This is a genomic window from Streptomyces vinaceus (assembly GCF_008704935.1).
In the GTDB taxonomy this organism is placed as follows: domain Bacteria; phylum Actinomycetota; class Actinomycetes; order Streptomycetales; family Streptomycetaceae; genus Streptomyces; species Streptomyces vinaceus.
Genome location: NZ_CP023692.1, coordinates 114551 through 134489 on the forward strand (window position 1 = coordinate 114551; position 19939 = coordinate 134489).

Genomic DNA, 19939 nt, shown 5'->3' on the forward strand with positions numbered 1-19939 from the left:
CGGTTCCGGTACGAGACCCCGCGTGCCCGGCATGCCGCCGGCCGCCCTGTGGCGCCTGGACGACCCGACGGCCCGCACCCGGCTCCTCCCGGTGAGCAGCGCCGACCATTGCCTGATGACGCGTGGCGACGTCCTGTACGGGCACGACCTGCGCACCGGCAAGGAGGTGTGGCAGCTGCCCGCGGTCGGCAGCACCCCGCCCGTCCAAGTGCCCGGCGACCGCTTCCTGACGTCCACGCGCGAGGGACTGTCGCTGTGCTCGATGCGCGACGGCCGAACCCAGTGGCTCCAGCGCGACGACCAGCTCGCGAAGGTGCTCGCCGCCGACGGCGCCACCGCGTGGCTGCTCATGGCGGACGGGAGTCCGACGGGCGGATACCTGCTGGCGGCGTTCGACCTGGACCACCGCAAGGAGCTGTGGCGCACCCCGCTGCCGAGCGGATTCGGAAACGCGCAACTCGCCACCACCGTGGGACCCGAGACGGTCGTCGTGGAGGTACAGGTACCCCGGCAGATGTTCCGAGACGTCACGGCCGTCCGGACCCTCGCGATCGCGGGTTTCGAGCGGAGCAGCGGACGCATGCTCTGGAACCGCTCCTACCCCGGCGTACACGGCGGCCCCGCCTCCGTGGTGGACCCGGCGGGCGGCGGACGGCTGTTCCTGCTCTCCGGCGGTCGCGCCCACGCCTACGACCTGAAGAGCGGCACCCGGCTGTGGGAGTCGCAGGCCCTGGTCGCCGGGACCAACGCCCCGCCCTTCTTCAGCGGCCACACCCTGTACCTGGCCGACGACGGCACGGGGCCCATCGTCGCCGTCGACCCGGACACCGGCCGGACGCTGTGGGAGCAGACGCTCACCGAGAACCTGGAGTGGAACATGCTCGGGAGCATGACCGCGAGCACCTCCGGACGCACGCTCTACCTCGCGACGCTGCACCAGGTCACGGCGACGGGCATCCCCTCGGGCAAGCGGCTGTGGCAGACCGGGCTCGCGGGGGTGGAGGCCCGGGAACCGTTCCAACTCGCCGCGGTTCCCGGCACCCTGCTCGTCGCGCGGCCGGCCGCCGTCGTCGCCCTCCCGGCGGACTGAACCCGGGCCGGCGCTCCCCCACGCCCGCCGAAGCACGCACGTACAGGCACCCACGTACAGGCACGCACAGGTACGACCACACGCACAGGTACGACCGCCGCCCCGAAGGAGTCCACCGGTCATGTCCACGCTCCTGCCCCTGCTGCCCGACGATCCCGAGCGGCTCGGGGAGTACACCCTCCTCGGCCGGCTGGGCGGCGGCGGCATGGGGACCGTCTTCCTGGCCCGCACCGCCGGTGGCCGCCTCGCCGCGGTCAAGACCATCCGGTCCGACCTGCGCGACCAGCCCGGGTACCGCCAGCGGCTGATGCTGGAGGCCGAGGCCGCGCGGGCCCTGGGACCGGAGCACACCGCGGCCTTCCTCGGCGCCGACACCGACACGGCGCGGCCCTGGCTGGCCACGGCGTACCTCATCGGGCCCTCGCTGACCGAGGCGGTGGCAGCCGGGGGGCCGCTGCCCGAACCGGTCGTGCGCGGACTCGGCTCCGCGCTCGCCGCCGCCCTCGCCGCCCTGCACCGTGCCGGGCTCGTCCACCGGGACGTCAAGCCGTCGAACGTACTGATCACCGCGCAGGGCCCCCGCCTCATCGACTTCGGGCTCGCGCAGGCCCCGGGCAGTCCCCGCCTCACCGAAGCCGGGGGACTCGCGGGCACACCGGCGTACATGTCGCCGGAGCAGGCGCGCGGAGGACCGCCCGGCCCGGAAGGCGACGTGTTCGCCCTCGCGGCGGTCCTGGTGTTCGCCTCGACCGGCCACGGCCCCTACGACGCCCGCGGCCGACAGAGCACGCTCGAACTGCTGCGGCACGGGGCCGACCCCGACCTGACGGGCCTGCCCGACGGGCTGCGCGGGACGCTCACCGCCTGCCTGTCACCGGAGCCGGGAGACCGGCCCGCGCCCGGCCGACTGGGTGAGGAGTGGGGGCCGTTCGACCCCGGGGAGTTCGCCGACCTGCTGCCGCAGGCGCTCCTCGCCGACCTGTCCCGCCGGATCGGGGACGTCGCCACGGTGGCCCCCGCCCCGCTGCGCGCCCCCGCCCCGCGCCGCGTGCTCTCCCGCCGCGCCCTGATCGCGGGCGCGGCGGCGGGCGCGCTCACCGTCTCGGGCGGCGCCTCGGCGCTCTGGGCCACGGGCAACCTCCCCGGCTCGGGCTCGGGCTCGGGCTCGGGCTCGGGCTCGGGTGGCCGTACTGCGGCACCTGGCCCCGGGCGGTCCTCCCGGCCGCCCGGCACCCCTCCGGCCCCGCTGTGGTCGGTCCCGTCCCCGTTCTCCGCCGCCGCGGTCGTCGCTTCCGACGAGGTCTTGATCCACACGAGCGACGTCCTGCGCGGTATCTCGACCGCCGACGGCCGGATCCTGTGGGAGTCCCAGACCGCCAAGGTCGACGTGGCCGTGGCAGGCGACAAGCTCGTCGGCTTCGTCTTCGACGACGACGGCAACGCGAGTGCGGGATACCTGGACCCGCGCACCGGCCGGCTCGCCGCCGACGCGGCCAACCCGGCCGTCCTGGGCGATCTCACGCACACCACCCAGCTCTTGGCCGCGGATGCCGAATGCCTCTACTTCAAGGCGTACTTCAGATCCGGCGACCGGCAACAGCAGGAGCAGGCGTGGCTGCTCTCCTACGAACTGGGCGGCCGGAAACTGCGCTGGCGCACGCGCATCGAGGGAGCCGTCCTGGACTCGCTCGGCTCCCTCATGATGTCGTCGATCATCTCCGGAGGCCGCCTGATCTGCTCGGATCCCGCACGCGTCTTCGCCGTGGACCTGCGAGACGGCCGCGTGTTGTGGGCCTGCCGGGTCCGCACCGACCAGGAGGCCGCGTCGCCGAACCAGTCGGGAGGCATCAACCCTCCGGTCGCCTCGGACCGCCACGTCTTCGACTTCGAGGAACGGATCACGGCAGTGGACCTGGTGACGGGAGCGGTGGCCTGGAAGCTGGAGCCGGAGGGCACGAAACTGCTGAGCGCGCCCGTCTGCGTGAACGGCGCGGTGTACGTCGCGGACGGGGCGCTCCAGGCGTTCGACGAGTCGACCGGGAAGAAGGTGTGGAGCCACGATCCGGGAGCGTACGTCTCCATGCTGGCGGCTCCCGCCCCGTTCCGCGGGGAGCTCTACGCGGCGGTCGGCGGCGCCGGTCAGGCGGTCGTCGCGGTGGACGTCGCCGCCCGCCGGGTCGCATGGACGCTCGCGGCGGGGGCCGTGAACATGCCCGACGGTCCGACGATGATCGTCCAGCGCGGCAACCGGCTCTACCCCCAGACCGTGGACCGCCTCGCGGCCGTACCGCTCGATTGACCGCGGGCGGCGGCGCCGCGCGCGGGGGCGGCGGCCCGGCGCCGCAACGCCTCGAACGACAAGGCGCCGGCCTCGGGGTATCGGACCAGCAGTCCGCCGTCGAGAACCGAGCCGAGCGGGACCGGGGCGGGTTCCGCCCCTGGTCAGAGGGGCCAGGGGGAGGGAACGCGGGGGTCGGGGACGTAGGCGCAGTAGGTACCCGTACGGATCGTGCGGTCGAGGTGGTCGGCGAGCTCCGGAGCGGCTTCGCGGAGGCGGCCGATGGCCTTGCGCACGGCCTGGGTGACGGCTGCCCGGGCCCGCTCGGAGGCGGCGCCGGCGCGGCGGTCGCGTCCACCGAGGCCGACGGCGCGGGCGAGTTCACCCATCAGGAATTCACGTTCGAGCTTGGTCTGTTCGCGCCGGGCGATGTCGTTGTCGGCGCGGGCCTCCTCGATGTCCTCCTCGATCTCGGCGAGCCTTCGGCGGTACATCTCCTTGGCCCGGTCGTCCAGGAGGGGGCCGAGGTCGCCGGCCCGGGAGAGTCTCGTGGCCGCCTCGGGGTCTTCGCTGTCGGCGGCCGCGAGGTCGAGGACGTGGAACTCGCGGCCCGGCGCGGCGAGCAGCCGGGCCAGGTGGTGCATGCCCTTGCTGTCGCGGACGGTCACGCGCCGGTCGTCGAGAACGACCTTCCAGTAGTCGCCCTCCCGGACGAAGGCGTTCGGCTCGGGCGTGCCCCGAGGCTGCTCGTCGGCCGCCGGCGCGCGGGCGATCCGTTCCAGCTCGGCACGTGCCGTCGCCCGCTCCAGCGCCTCGGCCCGGAGGTTGCCGAGGACGCCGTGCGCGTCCGCGAGCCTCAGTCGACACTCGGCCGTCTCGTACGGGGCGCCGAGCTCGCTCCAGGCACGTACGGCGTCGGCGAACAGCTCCGACGCGGAGGTCGCGTCGCCCTCGGCGAGCAGGACTTCGCCCCGCGCCCGCACGGCCGCGGCGGCGAGCGCGCTGCTCTCGAAGCGGACGGCGACCTCCGCGAGCTCGCGGGCCGCGTCCCGCGCCGTCTTCACGTCGCCGCGGGCCAGGGCGATCCTCACCTGGGCGTCGAGCAGGGGTGCCCGGCGCAGACCGGTGGTGGGGGGCAGCTCCTTCGACGGCACGGGCAGCGGCCGCGCCAGTGCCTCCCGGATCGAGGCGTCCGCCGTGTCGATGTCGCCGGCGGCGAGCCGGACGAGCGAGAGCCCGGGTTCGGGATCCCATCCGAGGCGGTGCGCGGCGAGCAGCGCCTCCTCGGCACCGCTCGGGTCGCCGCGCCGCAGCCGGATCCGGCCCAGTTCGGTCAGCGGCCAGCCCAGCTCTCGCCGCAGGTAGGGGCGCAGCTCGTCGCAGGCCAGCAGCACCTGCTGCTCGGCGCCGGCGCACTGGCCGCGCAGGCGCAGGATCTCGGCCCGGTGCACCCGGCAGCGGCCGTGCAGGCTGCCGATCGCGTTCGTGCGCGCCCAGCGCTCCATCGCCTCGGTCCACTGCTCGGCCAGGTCGTACTGGGCCAGGCCCTGCAGGGCGCACACCAGCTCGCAGTAGACGACTCCGGTGGACAGCGCGTCGAGGTCCCCGGACATCGCGGCCGTCCCGGCGTCGTCGAGGAGCTCCAGACCCCGCTCGACGTCTCCGTCGAGGATCACCAGCCGGGCCTGCGCCACCCGCCCGAGCGCGGCTGCGGCCGGATCGGTGTGCGAGCCGGCCCCGATGGCCCGCTCGGCCCAGTCCCGGGCCGCGTCGAGGTCGCCGCTGAGGAACCGTTCGTAGGTGCGTACCGCCGCGAACCACGCGTGAGCGGGGGTCTGCGCGGCAGGGTCGAGGAAGCGTTCCGCACGCCGCAGCCACCCCCGTACCGGCGCCATGAGCGCGGTGTCGAACAGCAGGTGCATGGCCACCCGTACGGCGGCCCCGGCCGCTCCGTCGTCCTCGCCGAGTCCGGCCAGCTGCTCGTGGAGCCGCTCCCAGGTCTCGATCGTCACGTCGAGGTGCCCCGCGGCGTAGGCGACGCCCGCGAACTCGGCGAGCTCCGCCGGGCCCAGCCCGCCCGTCTCCCCCCGGGCCGCCAGATAGCCCTCGTAGGCCTCCGCCCAGGCGCCGTCCGCGGCGGCGTTCCGTGCCCGCTCCAGGGCGGTCCCGTCGCCGGAGGCATGAGTCATGGACGTCTTCCTTCGCCGTGCCGGTGGTCGCGGGGCGGCGGGGGTTACGGCGGTAACCGCCCCGCTTACGCCTCCATGGTGAGCCACAACCCCAGTGGAGGACATCATGGACACCATCACGGTGAACGGCATCCGGCTGGAACACGAGATCCGCGGGGACGGGGAGCCGGTCCTGCTGATCAGCCCGGTCCTCGCCGACGGGTTCGCCCCGCTCGTCGCCGAACCGGCACTGGCCGGGAGCCACCGGCTCATCCGCTATCACAAGCGGGGCTGGAGCGGCAGCACCCACACCCCCGGGCCGGTCTCCGTCGCCGATCACGTGGCCGACGCCCTCGCCCTGCTCGACGGCCTCGGTATCGAGCGCGCCCACGTGGCCGGACACTCCAGCGGCGCGGCGGTCGCCGCGCAGCTCGCCCAGGACCGGCCCGAGCGCGTCGCCACGGTCAGCCTGCTGGAGCTCTCGCTGCTGTCGGTGCCCGCGGGCGATGCGTTCTTCGCCCAGGCGGCACCGGCGTTCGAGGCGTACGCCGAGGGCGACGCCGAACGCGCCCTCGGACTGTTCATGTCCATGGTCAGCGGAATGGAACCGGAACGCTGCCGGGCACTGCTCGACGAGCGGATGCCGGGCAGCGTGGAGCAGGCGGTCAAGGACGCCGACACGTTCTTCGGGATCGAGCTGCCCGCCCTGGCCGAATGGCGGTTCGGGCCCGACGAAGCGGCGGCGATCCGCAGGCCGGTCCTGTCGGTGCTGGGGAGCGACACCCGGCCTCTGTGGGTCGAGGTCGCGGCGTTCCTCCGCTCGAACGTGCCCGACATCGAGGAGTGCGTCATCGACGGCGTGGGCCATCTGCTCCACATCGAACGGTCACGGCGCGTTGCCGAAGAGCTGGCCCGCTTCCTGGCCCGTCACCCCATCGGGTCCTGACCACCGCGCCCGGCAGGCGGCGTGCCTGCCGGGCGCCGGGCCGGGCGCCGCGGCCGGCTGCTGCCAGTCCCCCCACGGCGGCTCCTCGGCCGGGTCGAGGGGCTGCTCTTCGTCGACCCGCCCGACCGGGCCCGGCGGTGGCGGCAGCGGGGACAGGGGCGCCGGCAGGGTCCGAGGTCGCGTGGCGATCTCCCGCAGCGTCGCCTCGTGGAAGACGCCGTACTCGTACCCCGGTACGCCCGCCAGAACTTGGCGCCAGGACGAACGGCTCGGCCCCGGCCGGTTGCGCCGGAGAACTGTTCACCTCCGGACAGGAGGAGTTCAGGGCGCGATCACCTCGGCTTCTTGTGTGATGTGAAATATCACATCACACAAGGCGCGTTGAGAACCCTCACGCACCGACGAAGACAAGGAGAGCACCGTCCCCATGAACCGCTTAGCCCTTCTCGCGGTCGGCGTTGTCGGCCTGACCGTTCTGGCCGCCGGCCCGGCCGCCGCGGCTCCCGAGACCGCCGCCGACCAGACCGTGACCACCTGCGGGAACTCCGGGCTCCAGGCAGGCCTGCTCACCCGGCTGTGCGCGGAGGTCACCGGTAACGCGGTGCAGTTCTACGGCAGGGTCAGCCTCGCCGGGCCGCCCTCTCCCGGCAGCCCGGCGCCGGCCCCGAAGGAGCTGTCCACCACGCTGTCCGCCGAAGTCGTCGGCGCCGGCGCCCCGCCCCTCACGCAGGACAAGCCGGTCGTCTTCATCCCCACGACGCTTGAGGTGCGCGGCCCGGCGAGCACCGTCCCGTGCGGCGCGACGGTCCGCGGAACGTTCGGCGTGGCTTCCTTCCCCTGGTCGGCCCGGCCGGTCGTCCACGAGGTCACCCTCACCTGCTGACGCCTCGCCACCCTGCGGACCCGTCACCATCGGCCCGGTGCCCCGCCCGAGCGGGCCGCCGGGCCAGCCACCCACCCGTAAACCGCTTTGGGGGACGGGCGGTGGAGCGGAGGAACGCCACCTTGCGGTTGCCGCGGAGTGAGGGGCGTGATTGGTGAACAACTGCTTCAGGAGAGCGTTCTGGCGCCACGCAGTAGGCCAACCACGAGGCGGCTAGGGCACGGCAGGCGCCAGCGGCGCCCGGGGCTGCAACGCCTCGAACGACAACGGGCCCTTTCGATGGCCCAGACGACGAGTTCGCCATCGAGGACGACGTCGTACGGCAACTGCACGGCCGCCGCTGTCCGGTCCGGTCCGGAAACCGGTCCTGGGCCGGCGAGCCGCACCGGGTCTGCACCAGCACCCGGCCGGGCCGGACGCGGTGAAGATGAGCGCCCGGCGACCGTCCAACTTGTGTCATGCACTGGTGGACAGTCCGTCGATTCGGCATCGAGTCGCCCGAACCACGCCGAGCGGAATCGACTCGCCTCTGATCAAGGATCCTGGCACTCTGCCCCTCATGCATGCATACCCCACCGACCAGGCGCGACGCCTCGTCCGCAGCCGCTTTCCCGATGCGCTCTCCGCGGTCCTCGCAGGCTCCACGGCTACCGGACGCGCCACTGCCAGCAGCGACTTGGACATCGCGGTCCTCATCGACGACGGCGGCGTGACCTGCCGGGAAACAATCCGGTTCGAGGAACGGGTCGTTGAACTGTTCGTCCACACCCGTACCGGTCTCCTTGAGCTCTTCGCTGCGGACGTCGCGTCACGGCGGGCAGTCCTTCAGAACATGTATGCCTCCGGTCTCGTGCTGGTCGATTCCCATGGCGAGGCCGGGCGGGCTCGCGCTCTGGCCGAAGCGGACCTTCGTGAGGGTCCGCCTGCACTGGGACCGGAGACCGTCGAAGAAAAACGCTACGGTCTGACGGACGCCTTGGACGACCTCACTGACGCGAGTGACGCCATCGAGCGTCTGGCCGTGGCCGGGTACGTCGTCAATGCCGCGGCCGATCTGCTCTGCGACCACCATCACGCGTGGATCGGCGGCGGGAAGTGGCTGCCGCGCCGCCTGCTGGAAGCCGACCCACAGCGCGGAGCCGCCCTTCTCGAAGGACACCACCGCCTGTGCGGGTCGGGCGACCCCGCAGTACTGATCAGCGCAGCCTTGGAGGTGCTCGACCTCGTCGGCGGCCCTCTCCGCGAGGGGTACCGCAGGACCTGGCACGGCACCATCGACTCGGTTGCCGCGGCACGCTGACGCAGAACGCCGGCGCCGCAGCCGACGATCCGTTCCGAGCGGCAGCAACCGTCGCGGTGCGCGCTCCCGTGGACGGTGCGGCGGCACGGCTCCCCGGAGCGGCCTCCCATACGCCACTTTTGCCGCTTACGAGCTCTAAGGTGGTCGGCGCATGGCTTGGGCACCGGCGGCAGCAACCCCGCGCACGTGGGTGCTGCAAGGTGCTTTCCGTACGGGAGGAAGTGAGGCGCCGTGCCCCTGGACCCGACTCTGCAGAAACTGCTCGACGCCATGCCCGTCATCGACTTCGACGCGGTGTCGCCGCACGAGCTGCGGCACGCCAACACCGCGAACGCCCTCGCGCAGCCCCGCGTCGTCGAGTTGCCGCGCATCGAGGACCGCCACGTCGACGGCGTGGGCGTGCGCATCTACTGGCCCCGAGCCGAGAAGGCTCCGCTGCCGGTGGTCGTGTACTACCACGGCGGCGGGTTCTTCATGGGCAACCTCGACACCCACGACAACGTCGCCCGCACCATCGCCCACCGAACCGACGCGATCGTGATCTCCGTCGACTACCGGCTCGCCCCCGAACACCCGTACCCGGCGGCGGTGGAGGACGCGTTCACCGCGCTGCGCTGGTGCGCCGCCCGCGCCGGGGAACTCGGCGCCGACCCGGACCGCATCGCCGTGGCCGGCGACTCCGCCGGCGGGAACCTGGCCGCCCTCGCCGCCCTGCGCGCACGCGACACCGGCGGACCCGCGCTGCGCTTCCAGCTGATGTGGTACCCGTGCACCCACATCGACCCCACCCTCCCCTCGGAGACGGAGAACGCCGACGCGCCCGTCCTGCCCCGCCGCGCCGTCGAACTCAGCGTCGCCTGGTACCTCGGCGGCCGCGACCCCAAGACCTGCGGCGCGGCCCCCGCCTACGCCCGGAGCCATTCCGGCCTGCCACCCGCCTACATCGCCACCGTCCAAGGCGACGCCATCCGCGACGAAGGCATCCGCTACGCCGGGCTCCTGCGCGCAGCCGAGGTACCCGTCGAACACCACAACCACAACGACCTGGTCCACGGGTTCTGCGCCCTCGCCCCACACGTCCCCGCCGCGGCGAAAGCGCTCAACGACTCCCTCGCGGCGCTCAAAGCCGGCCTGGCCTGAGCTCTCGACGTCGAGCTTTCAGCAGCAGAGCCGTCCCTCGCGAGCGACCTGTTCCGCGGCCGGCGTCCGCGGTGACAGGGGCCGGGGCACCGGCCGGTGTCCTCGATCACCCGGTCCGGGACGGTCTGCGCGGACCAGGGTGGGAGGATCACCGGCGACTGCGACGGGCCGCTCCTGGCGCCGGGCCAGGACGACGGCCACCAGGATTCCGGCGACGGAGCGTCCCGCGCCCCACCACCACGGCTGCTGCCGGATGCGGGCGAGCGCGCCGGGCCAACGGTTCTCGGACGTGGCGGCGGTGCCCCGCTGGGAGGCCAGTACGGCCACTGCCGCCGCGATCCAGTGAGTGATGCGCCCTTGAGGCACCGCGCACGAGCCACCTCCCTGGCCCGACTGCCCTGACGATGGCCAGGGGGCGGCGGGGGCTCAGTTGGGGGCGGCGACTACCGGCCGGGGCGCCCGTGCCAGGGCTTGGTCGTAGCGGTGCAGGATCCGCCGGCGCAGAGATCCCCCGTGGAGATCGCCGCTGAGCGGGCGGTTGAATGCCGGGGCCAGCCGGAACCGCTGGTGATTGCCCGTCAGTCCCTCGGCCTCGCAGACGCCTTGGCGCAGAGGTAAGGCCGCGCGAGGAGTAGGCCGGTGGCGGTCGTGGCGATGCCGAAGTAGACCGGCGCGAGGTGAAGGAAGTCCGTGTAGTGGATCACGCTGTGCACCACGACAGTCGGCAGGAAGCCGGCGACCGCCGCTACGGCCAGGGTCCAGAACACCCAGGCCTCACCCCGCCGCCAGCCCCACGCGCTGAGCAGCATGATGGCCACCGCGGCGGCCATCAGGGCGCCGCCGAACCCGGCGCGGTCATGGGCGACGAACGGCACGAGCCGGGGATTGACGCCTTCCAGCATCTGCGGGCTGGTGTCCAGGAAGGCCAGGTCGGTCGGTACGAAGACGCCGGTCAGGCCGACCAGCGAGATCACCGCTCCCCCGACGAGCAGCCCCGCTCCCGTGACGATCAGCAGCAGCTGACCGACCAGAGCCCGTCGGCGCTCCGGCTCCGGGCCCTCGGGTGCCAGGCGCCACTGCGGTGCGTGCGGGGTCCGGCGGACCCCGGCACGAACATCGGGAACAGGACGACGGTGGTGGCCGTGTGCAGGGGTTCCACGAAGCCGGTGGCCAGGAAGTAGAAGAAGGTGGGGAAGGCGATCGCGCCCGAGAGCAGATACACCTCGCGGGCCCAGGGCCAGCCGCGTCTGATCCCGCCCACGGCGAGGCCGCCGTAGAGGGCGCCGATCGCCACCATCGTGCCGGCCATGGTGATCCGGTCGTGCTGGAGGAAGTGCACGAGGTGGTGGTTGGCGGCATGCAGTTCGTGCAGCGTCATGCCGAGGTAGTCGCGGTCGTACCAGAGCAGCACCGGCCCGAGCGTGATGGCCGCGGCTCCGAGTCCGGCTCCCGTCATGCCGAGCCCGACGAGCAGCGCCCACCACCAGGCGGGCCAGCGGCGCGGATCGCGGCCGACGTCCCGTAGCGCGGGGGCGGGTGTGGTGGGCGTGGCTGCCTCGGTGACCCGGGCGAACCAGCCCGGTCCGGCCGCGACGAGCACCCCGGGCCGGGCGAGCACGATGGCGCCCGGCTCCTTGAGCGCGGTGGCCGCGGCGGTGACCGACGGGTCGGACACGTGGACTACGTGCGGGTCATCGCTGCTGGTGAACCCGTCGACGTGGGGTTCGAGAGCGGCCTCGGCCTCCGGGTCGCAGGCGCGGACAACCAACGGGATCGAGCGGTCGGCGGCAGCCTCGCGTACGGTCTCCGCGTCGGCCGCCGAGACGGGTGCCACCTCGACGACACCGGCACCGAGCGAGGGCATGGCGCGTACCGCTTCGCGGGCGAGCGAGGGCGGGACGGATATGCCGAGGCGGACGGTCACGGGCACGCCGGCGATCTCGCCGGCGAGTTGTTCGGGTGGATGGCGGTGGCCGAACCCCATGGCGATCAGCCGCGCGCCGGCGGGGCGGGAGCCGACCGAGGCCAGCAGCCGCAGCGCGGTGCGCTGCGAACGGCGCCGGCCGAGGACGGCAGCGGCCAAGCCGCGCAGCGGGTGATACGTCCAGTCCGGCATCAGTGGCTCTCGTTCTCCGTCTCGGTCACCGGGTCACCGGGTCACCGGGTCACCGGGTCACCGGGTCACCGGGTCACCGGGTCACCGGGTCACCGGGTCACCGGGTCACCGGGCACGGTCCAGCCGAGCACCGGCGTCATGGCCCGCAGCGTCGCCCGTGTCGGCGTCAGCCGGGCTGCCGTGTCGCGCAGCAGCACCGCCGGCGGCCACGACAGCTGGCCGACTGCGCCGAGCCGGGCGGAGCGGCGTGCGATGGCCTGGGTCCGGGGGCGACGCAGGCCATCATACGAGCGCAGCGCGGCGGCCACGTCCGGGGTGGCGTCGAGGCAGTGGGCGAGGGTGACCGCGTCCTCCAGTGCCTGGCACGCGCCCTGGCCCAGATTGGGAGTCATGGCGTGAGCCGCGTCGCCCACCAGCGCGACCCGGCCGCGGACGAAGGAAGGCAGTGGCGGCAGGTCGTACAGGTCGTGCCGGAGTACAGCGGTGGCGGGCACGGCGGCCAGCAGGGCGGGAATGGGATCCGGCCAGGACCCGAACCTGCCCAGCAGTTCGGCGTGCTCGGACGTGCCGGAGGCTGCTCCAGCCGGCAGGGACGCGGTCGCGAAGCAGTACATCCGCCCGCCCGGCAGCGCCGTGTAGCCGAATCTCGCACCGCGGCCCCAGGTCGCCGCGCCCTCGCGGGGCGGCTCGGCGAGGGGCTCGGTGACCGTGCGCCAGGCGGTGTAGCCGGCGTACCGGGGGCCGGCCGCGGCGGGCCACAGGGCGCGACGGACCGCACTGCGCAGCCCGTCGGCGCCGACCACGAGATCGGGCCGGGTCTCGCCCTCGCGGTGTACGACGACCGAACGGTGGCCGTCCCCGCGGACCGTGACCACCTCGCTGCCCGACCGCAGACTTTCAGCGGGCAGCGCGTCGGTGAGCACCCGCAACAGGTCGGCGCGGTGCAAGACCACCAGAGGATGGCCGAAGCGGCGCGCCAGCTCCGCGTTGTCCGTACGGGAGAGCCAGCGCCCCCGGCGGTCGCGTACGCCGCCTGTGGCCTCGACGGTGCCGAGTGCCCGCACGGCGCCGGCCAGGCCCAGCGCGTCGAGCGCGCGCAGCGCGTTGGGCCACAGGGAGATGCCGGCGCCGATCTCGGTGAACTCCCGGGCCCGTTCGAGCACTTCGACTCGCCAGCCCCGGCGGTGCAGGGCGACGGCCGCCGCGAGACCACCGATCCCGCCGCCGACGATGGCCGCGGCGCGCTGCGTCATGGGTCCTCACTCTGGGTTCGAGGGCACAGTCCCCGGTCAAGAGGCCGGCGATCCCGTGCCCGAGCGGCATGCGACGCGACGCTGGTCCGGCCGAGCAGCGCCTCGTCGCAATACTGGCAGATGCCCGTCGACGGACCGGAGGGCGGACCGGCCGGGTTGCCCTCGGTCCATTTCCTGGTGAGAGCGCTCGCACGGAGACACGAACGGCGGACGCCACCGGGCGGGTTCCGAAGCCATCGGTGTGCCGGCCGCTGGGCGTGCGCCCGGCGACAACGACGGGCCGAGGCCTGGCGGCCGGGTCCGGGTGTCCATTGCCGTTCCCAGGTACGGGCCGGGCTGGTGAACTTGCTGCGTTACTCATCGTAGTGAATGCCATGGGGGGCGGCGATGGGGTTGAGCGTGGCTGGGGAGAAGGATCCGTCGGGGTTGGTGACCGGGCCGGCTTCGGTGAGGTCTTCCAGGTAACACTCCCAGCCGCCGGGTGAGGAGACCTGCAGGACGCGGGGCGGTGCGTCGGTGACGCGGCTCAGCGCGTGCGGAACTCCCTTGGGGAGCAGCACGAAGGAGCCGGAGGGCACGGTTTGGTCATCGCCGTCGAAGTGCACGCCGAGTTCACCCTCCAGGACGTAGATCATCTCGTCGGCGACGTGGTGGACGTGCCGCGGGATGTCGCGGACCAGGGTGACTTCCATCAGGGACAGGCGGCCTTCGGTGTCCTCGGTGCGGGCCTTGACCTGGAACGGCGGGGGCAGAGGGACGCGGCCGGGCCTGCGCTCGCCGGGCAGCAGCTTGATGAATCGCTCGCGTGACATGACGGTTCCTGTCTCTCGGGGCGGGAAGGAGGGCGAGTGCGGTGGTGGTTCGGCGGTCGGGGTCGGCTCTCGGCTTCAGGGCCGAGTTATGCGTACGCGCCCCGCGAGTGTGCCGCAGCGCCGCTCGGTGAAGGTTGGGGCGGGTTACGCCGGCACCACCCGGCGCCGGCCACGTCGAGTCTGCGGACGCTCAGCCATCGCTGCGGCTCTGCCAGTCTGCGCGCTGGCGCAGTGAGATCCGGTTGCCGTCCGGATCCACTGCCTCGATGCGGACCCCGTACCCGTAGTCCTCCGGTTCGGGCTGGTCGAACCGCACACCGCGGGCACGCAGCACCTTGAAATCTGCGCGCAGGTCGTCCGATTCGAGGAAGACCGGACCGGGAGTGGCACCCGGCCGCGGCTCGGCCGGCACTCCCGAGGCCTCGGCGTGCGGCCAGAGGATGATGTCGAGCGGGCTGCCCGGGACGCCCACGGTGAGGAAGCGTCCGTCAGGACCGGGGTAGTCCACGCGCTTGTCCAGGCCGAGCTGTTGCGTGTAGAACCTCAGCGAACGCTCCTGATCAGTGACGTAGAGCGTCACGTACATGATGTTGGTCAGCATGGTGTCGTCCTCCTGCTCCTTCAGCGGTTACCTGGGCCCGTCCGGGCCCGTCATCAGTCATGACGGAGCGGATTCGGGAAAGGTGACAACATGTTCGAGACCGGCTCGACGGACCCGGTGGTCCAGGCGTTCGAGTCCCAGCGCGACCGGCTGCGCGCGGTCGCCCATCGCGTGCTCGGGTCGCACGCCGACGCCGAGGACGTGGTCCAGGAAGCCTGGCTGCGGCTCTCCCGTCAGGACGCGACGGCCATCGAGAACCTCCCCGGCTGGCTCACCACCGTGGTCGGCCGGATCAGCCTCGACGTCCTGCGGTCACGCCAGGCCCGCCCCCAGGCACCCCTGGACGACCGTCTGCCGGAACTCCTGGTGACGCTCGACGACGCTCCCGCCCCGGACGACGACGCGGTGTTCGCCGACTCCGTCGGGCTCGCGCTCCTCGTCGTCCTCGATTCGCTGCGGCCGGGCGAGCGGCTGGCGTTCGTGCTGCACGACCTCTTCGCGGTGCCGTTCGACGAGATCGGCCGCATCCTCGGCAAGTCCACCGACGCGGCCAAGATGCTCGCCAGCCGCGCCCGCAGAAAGGTCCGGGCCGCCGAGCGGCCGACCGGCGGGGGCCGGGAACAGCGCCAGGTGGTCTCCGCCTTCCTGGCGGCAGCTCGCCGTGGCGAATTCGAGGATCTGCTGCGCGTACTCGACCCCGATGTGCGGCTCACCGTCGACACCCCGGGCGGCGTGGTCGTCACCCTCGGCGCCACCAAGGTCGCCGCCGGCGCGCGGCTGGCGGCCGGCGCTGCCGCCCTGGGCCGGGCGGCGTTCGTGGGGGGTCTTCCCGGAGTCATCTCCTGGCGCGAAGACGGCACCGCGCTCTCCGTCCTCGCCTTCACCGTCTTCGACGGCCGGATCACCACCATCACGGCCGTGGTCGACCCGGCCAAGCTCGCGCAGATGAACCTGCCGGACCCGGCACGGGTCGCGCAGGGGCCGCAGGACGCCGGCGGTCGGAGCGAAGGAGGCGAAGCCGTAGCGCCCGAGCACGTACAGGTTCCCGTGCGCTCTCGCCGGTGACGTCCCGGCGCAGCGGCTCGAATCGCAACGCCGCATGCCGTCGTGGATGCGAGTCGATCCGGCTGCGGCATGCCGGCCGGCCGCTCGTGCCGGGCGGCCCCCTCGGACTGAGCTGCACCAGTTCGTCGGACTCACCTCGGCGCACCAGGAAGAGCGCTGTAGCGGAGCTCTGCGATCACGCCATGGTGGCGGTGACGGAGAGGTATGCGGTGATCGTCTTACCCTCGGGGCCGACGCTGATCTCCGTGCGCGCGGCCATCGTGTTCACCAGGAGCCAGCCGAAACCGCCCGGCACCGTCACCGGGGTTCCCGCCGAGTGAGGCAGGAGCGGGGAGGCGTCCGACACCGCGACGGCCACCTCGCCGTGCATGTGCCGCACGTCGAAGGCGGTCACGCCGCCCGCATGCCGGATCGCGTTGGACACCAGTTCCCCGACCACCGTCAACACGTCGCCCAGGAGCCGCTCACTCACACGGTGCGGTGCCAGAACCTCCCGGGCGAGCCGCCGGGCGTCCGCGCCCCGAATACCAGCCGTGTGACGTGCGGTCTCAGGCATCGTCGCTCCTCTCACACCTCTCACCTTCCCCATCTCCTTCACGGCACCCAGCCGTCCGCGGTTCCAGCCTCCCGGGCCTGCCCGACCCCCGGGCGGAGGACCGCGCGACGGGGCCGCCGCCGCGCGGTCCGGGCGGTCAGAACGGCGGCGCCGGCTCGATGGTGAACAGGTCCGCGACACCCGTGATCTTCAGCAGGCGCGTGAACTGCTCCCGGGGCGCCGCGAGGTAGAGGTTCTGGCCGCTTTCGGTGGCGACGGTGCGCGCGGCCAGGAGGGCGTTGAGACCCGAGGAGTCGCAGAAGGACAAGTACTGCAGATCGACCACGACGTCGTGAGGGAGCCCTTCACCGGACAGGGCCGCGAAGAGTACTTGGCGGAAGTGCTCGGCTCGGCTGATGTCCATCTCACCGTGCGGGCGTACCACCGTCGCACTACCGTGGACTTCGACGTCGATGTCCCCGCTGCCCTCGCCGTGCACTTGCCTTCCCCTTTCACCGTTCCCAGGCCACCGTAGGGCCGCTGGGATGGGCAACCAGCACCACACCAGCGACGAGGGCATTGTCCAGCGACCGGGTCGCCCATTACCAGTCGGCCGCAGCGGGGCCTGACTCCGGCGAAACGAGCCAGGCCCTTGCGTTCCCTCGTCAAGCAGACCGGCCTGCAGCCGCGGCGTAACACCCTCGCCCCGCTCGTGTTCCTTTGACACGGCCTCGGCCCGTGCCACGCCAGGCACCCGCGCGGCTCGGCGGTGCGGACTCCCACTTGATCGCCGGGCCGTGGGGTGCGGGGTGCAGGGTGCGGCGGTGAAGGCGATTCGCCTCAGCGCGAAGCCCCCGTCGCCGACACACGATCGGTCGGCTGACCAGGCGCCGGGAAGTTCTCCTGCTTCCCCATCCGTCAGCCGCCGATCTTCGCGAATTCGCCATCAGGACGGCGGCGACTATGCTCCCGTCATTGTCCTCCGCCGGTCCGCTGGCCAGTTCGAGCGGGGGCCGCGTTTCCGCACGAAGAGGTTTCAGGAGTCCCGTGGTGATCGGACGTCAGGAAGAACGGGCGTTCATCGCCGAAGCACTCTCCCCTCGCGCCTCGTCGTCGGTGCTGCTCCTCGGGGAAGCGGGAGTGGGCAAGACCCTGCTTCTGGACACCTCCGTCGAGGAGGCCACCCATGCCGGCGCCCAGGTGCTGCGCGTGCGCGGGAACGCCGCGGAGTCGGAACTCGCCTTCGCCGGCCTGCACCAGCTGCTGTTCCCGGTACTGGACGCTACCGACGGCCTGCCGCCCCGTCAGCGGGCCGCGCTGCTCGCGGCCTTCGGCCTCGGAGACGATCCGACTCCGCCCGACCTGATGATGATGAGCCTGGCCGTGCTCACCCTCACTTCCCAGGTCGCCTCCACCGGCCGGCTGCTGCTGGCCGTCGACGACGCCCAGTGGCTCGACCGCGGCAGCTGCCAGGTGCTCGGCTTCCTCGCCCGCCGTTTGGACGGAGAATCCATCGGTCTGATCGTCGCCGCCCGCGGCAGCCGCCCCGACTGGCTCGACCCCGCCGTCCCGGAACTCGTAGTGCCTCCGCTCCCGCCCGCGGACGCGGAGAAGCTCCTCGCCGCGCAGCCGGACGCCCCCGTCGGCCCGGCGCGCCGCCACCTCCTCGACACCGCCGCCGGCAACCCGCTGGCCCTGGTCGAGCTGGCCCGTTCCTCCGCCCGCGACGGCCTGCTACCCGTCATCGGCCCCCTTCCGGTCACCGATCTGCTGGAGCGTACCTTCGCCGCCCAGCTCGGCGAACTGCCCGCCGCCACGCGCGCCGCGCTGGTGGTGGCCGCCGCCGCCGAGGGCGCCGCCCTCGCCGACGTCCTCGCAGCCCTCCCGTCCGGCCCCGACATGGACGTGTGGCTGCCCGCCGAGCACGCCGGACTGGTGCGGCTACAGCCCGACCGCATCAGCTTCCGCCATCCCCTGATCCGTTCCGCCGTCTACGGAGCCGCGCCGTTCGCCGAGCGGCGCCGCGCCCACCTGGCGCTCGCGGCCGTCCTCGGCGCAGATCCGGACCGACGGGCCTGGCAGCTGTCCGCCGCCGCGGTCGGCCCCGATCCGGCCGTCTCGGCGGAGCTGGAGACCACCGCCATGCGGGCCCTCGCCCGTGGCGCCGTCGCCGAGACCGTCGCCGGACTCGAACGCGCAGCCCAGCTGCACCCCGTGGCGACCGAACGGACACGGTTGCTGTCGACCGCGGCCTACGCGGCCGTCGTCGCCGGGGACACCGCCCAGGCCGAAACTCTCGCCGCCGATGCGTCCCGCCTCGAAGTCGGCCCGGAGGCCCTGCGCTGGATATCGGCGCTCAGCGGTCTCGTCGCCATGCTGACCTTGCGCATGGAACGCGCCTTCGCCCTGGTGGTGCCCGACGAACTGCCCGGCTCGGCGCAGATCGACGCGGGCGTCTCCACGATCGCCACCGGGATCGCGTACCACTCGGGCCTGCCGGCACAGCGGGATCGAGTGCGGCCCATGCTCGCGGCGCGCGCCGGCGACGACGGCATGGCCGCCCACCCGTTCCACCTGTGGGACACCGGGTGCACTGACCCGTTCGTCCACGGACCGGCGATCCGCGCCGTGCTGCCCGCCGTGACGGCCGCCCCCGGCCTGATCCCCACCGAGAGCCACACGCTGGGCGTCCTGTGCATGCTGCTCGACGAGACCGAGACGTCCGTCAGCCTTCTGGGCGAAGTGGTCAACCCGCAGTGGGAGGGCGCCGCGGACTTCCACGCCGGCACCGCCGCCGCCGACCTTGCCTTCGCCCACCTCGACTGCGGACGATGGGCCGACGCCCGCCTCGGCGTGGAGCGGCTGGCCGACCGGTTCCTCGCGGGCCGGCACACCCTGGGTCCCGCCCGTGCCCTGGCGGCCCTGGCCACGGTGTGCGCCCTGACCGGTGAGCCGGAGACGGCCCTGCGCCACGCCGCGGCCGTCCTCGCCGTCACCGAACCGGCCGGAGCGCTCGCCACCGTGGCCCGCGCCCACCGCGCCGCCGGCTTGGCGGCCACGGCCCTGGGGGACCACAACAGCGCCCACCGCCACCTGCGCGCCCTGTACGACGGAGCAGGGGCGCCGCTGCACTACCACCTTTCCTGCTACGGCGTCGCCGACCTCGCGGCCGCCGCCGTGCTCACCGGCCGGACCGAGGACGCCCGTACCGTTCTCGCCCACGTCCGCGCCGAAGTCGGCGACGGGGCCTCGGCCAGGCTGCGGCAGATCCTGCTGCGCGCGACGGCCCTGCTCGCCGCCCCGGCCGACAGCGGACCCTCCTTCCGGGAGGCCCTGGAGGACCCGGCGGGCCGGCGCTGGCCCTTCGAGCGGGGCCAGGTATGGCTGGAGTACGGCGAATGGCTGCGCAGGCAGCGGCAGATCGCCGACGCCCGCGCAGCCCTGACCAAGGCGCGCGAGGTCTTCGATGGCCTCGGCTGTGAAACCTGGGCGGCCCGCGCCGAGGCCGAACTGCGCGCGGCGGGCGTCGCCGTCGAATCGGCCCGGCACAGCGCCCTGCGCTCGCTGACCCCGCAGCGCCAGCGGATCGTCCGCCTCGCGGCCCAGGGGCTGACCAACCGAGAGATCGGCGAACGGCTGTTCCTCTCCCCGCGCACCGTCGGCACGCACCTCTACCAGGTCTTCCCCGTCCTGGGCGTGTCCGCGCGCGGCCAGCTGCGTGACGTGGTGGATCAGGAACCCGGGAACTGAGT

At 73.2% G+C, this 19939-nt stretch carries 16 protein-coding genes; 8 read left to right on the plus strand and 8 right to left on the minus strand.

Annotation, left to right across the window (positions count from 1 at the left end):
* Window positions 1-31: 31 nt before the first annotated feature.
* Window positions 32-1090, plus strand: a complete 1059-nt coding sequence (locus tag CP980_RS00565) for an outer membrane protein assembly factor BamB family protein (protein WP_244328245.1) — start codon at window positions 32-34, stop codon at window positions 1088-1090.
* Between the two features lie 121 nt (window positions 1091-1211).
* A complete protein-coding gene (locus CP980_RS00570) occupies window positions 1212-3389 on the plus strand; it encodes a protein kinase domain-containing protein (RefSeq protein WP_150492248.1) in 2178 nt (725 codons plus the stop codon).
* Between the two features lie 143 nt (window positions 3390-3532).
* Here the strand turns inward: CP980_RS00570 and CP980_RS00575 are convergent, their stop codons facing one another.
* On the minus strand, window positions 3533-5557 hold the full coding sequence (locus CP980_RS00575) for a transcriptional regulator (protein ID WP_229907269.1): 2025 nt from the start codon (window positions 5555-5557) through the stop codon (window positions 3533-3535).
* Window positions 5558-5663: 106 nt separating this feature from the next.
* Between CP980_RS00575 and CP980_RS00580 the strand changes: the two genes are divergently transcribed.
* The 4 genes from CP980_RS00580 to CP980_RS00595 all read left to right on the plus strand — a co-directional run bounded on the left by CP980_RS00580 (window position 5664) and on the right by CP980_RS00595 (window position 9805).
* Window positions 5664-6482, plus strand: coding sequence for an alpha/beta fold hydrolase (locus tag CP980_RS00580; RefSeq protein ID WP_150492249.1), 819 nt, complete (start codon window positions 5664-5666; stop codon window positions 6480-6482).
* 427 nt (window positions 6483-6909) lie between these two features.
* On the plus strand, window positions 6910-7365 hold the full coding sequence (locus CP980_RS00585; RefSeq protein WP_132752970.1) for a hypothetical protein: 456 nt from the start codon (window positions 6910-6912) through the stop codon (window positions 7363-7365).
* A gap of 559 nt (window positions 7366-7924) precedes the next feature.
* On the plus strand, window positions 7925-8665 hold the full coding sequence (locus CP980_RS00590; RefSeq protein ID WP_150492250.1) for a nucleotidyltransferase domain-containing protein: 741 nt from the start codon (window positions 7925-7927) through the stop codon (window positions 8663-8665).
* Between the two features lie 231 nt (window positions 8666-8896).
* The gene (locus CP980_RS00595) at window positions 8897-9805 is read left to right on the plus strand and encodes an alpha/beta hydrolase (protein ID WP_208834745.1); all 909 of its coding nucleotides are present in this window, start codon (window positions 8897-8899) and stop codon (window positions 9803-9805) included.
* A 578-nt stretch (window positions 9806-10383) separates the two neighbouring features.
* Here the strand turns inward: CP980_RS00595 and CP980_RS35465 are convergent.
* The 5 genes from CP980_RS35465 to CP980_RS00615 all read right to left on the minus strand — a co-directional run bounded on the left by CP980_RS35465 (window position 10384) and on the right by CP980_RS00615 (window position 14587).
* Complete coding sequence (locus CP980_RS35465; RefSeq protein ID WP_208834747.1) at window positions 10384-10779, minus strand: hypothetical protein; 396 nt, start codon at window positions 10777-10779, stop codon at window positions 10384-10386.
* 35 nt (window positions 10780-10814) lie between these two features.
* Window positions 10815-11921: a hypothetical protein gene (locus CP980_RS00600; protein ID WP_208834748.1), complete on the minus strand. Its 1107-nt coding sequence runs from the start codon at window positions 11919-11921 to the stop codon at window positions 10815-10817.
* Between the two features lie 89 nt (window positions 11922-12010).
* Window positions 12011-13174, minus strand: a complete 1164-nt coding sequence (locus CP980_RS00605; RefSeq protein ID WP_150492251.1) for an FAD-dependent monooxygenase — start codon at window positions 13172-13174, stop codon at window positions 12011-12013.
* Window positions 13175-13527: 353 nt separating this feature from the next.
* Window positions 13528-13986, minus strand: a complete 459-nt coding sequence (locus tag CP980_RS00610) for a cupin domain-containing protein (protein WP_150492252.1) — start codon at window positions 13984-13986, stop codon at window positions 13528-13530.
* 190 nt (window positions 13987-14176) lie between these two features.
* On the minus strand, window positions 14177-14587 hold the full coding sequence (locus CP980_RS00615) for a VOC family protein (protein ID WP_132752978.1): 411 nt from the start codon (window positions 14585-14587) through the stop codon (window positions 14177-14179).
* 90 nt (window positions 14588-14677) lie between these two features.
* Here CP980_RS00615 and CP980_RS00620 point away from each other — a divergent pair, with 90 nt between their 5' ends.
* Complete coding sequence (locus CP980_RS00620; RefSeq protein ID WP_150492253.1) at window positions 14678-15652, plus strand: sigma-70 family RNA polymerase sigma factor; 975 nt, start codon at window positions 14678-14680, stop codon at window positions 15650-15652.
* Window positions 15653-15827: 175 nt separating this feature from the next.
* Here CP980_RS00620 and CP980_RS00625 read toward each other — a convergent pair whose 3' ends face one another.
* Together CP980_RS00625 and CP980_RS36295 are read right to left on the minus strand one after the other, a co-directional pair.
* Window positions 15828-16241: an ATP-binding protein gene (locus tag CP980_RS00625; protein WP_150530061.1), complete on the minus strand. Its 414-nt coding sequence runs from the start codon at window positions 16239-16241 to the stop codon at window positions 15828-15830.
* A 103-nt stretch (window positions 16242-16344) separates the two neighbouring features.
* On the minus strand, window positions 16345-16767 hold the full coding sequence (locus CP980_RS36295) for an STAS domain-containing protein (RefSeq protein ID WP_150492254.1): 423 nt from the start codon (window positions 16765-16767) through the stop codon (window positions 16345-16347).
* A gap of 470 nt (window positions 16768-17237) precedes the next feature.
* Here CP980_RS36295 and CP980_RS00635 point away from each other — a divergent pair, with 470 nt between their 5' ends.
* Window positions 17238-19937 (plus strand): helix-turn-helix transcriptional regulator, encoded by a 2700-nt coding sequence (locus CP980_RS00635; protein ID WP_167535763.1) that lies wholly within the window; start codon window positions 17238-17240, stop codon window positions 19935-19937.
* Window positions 19938-19939: the final 2 nt, after the last annotated feature.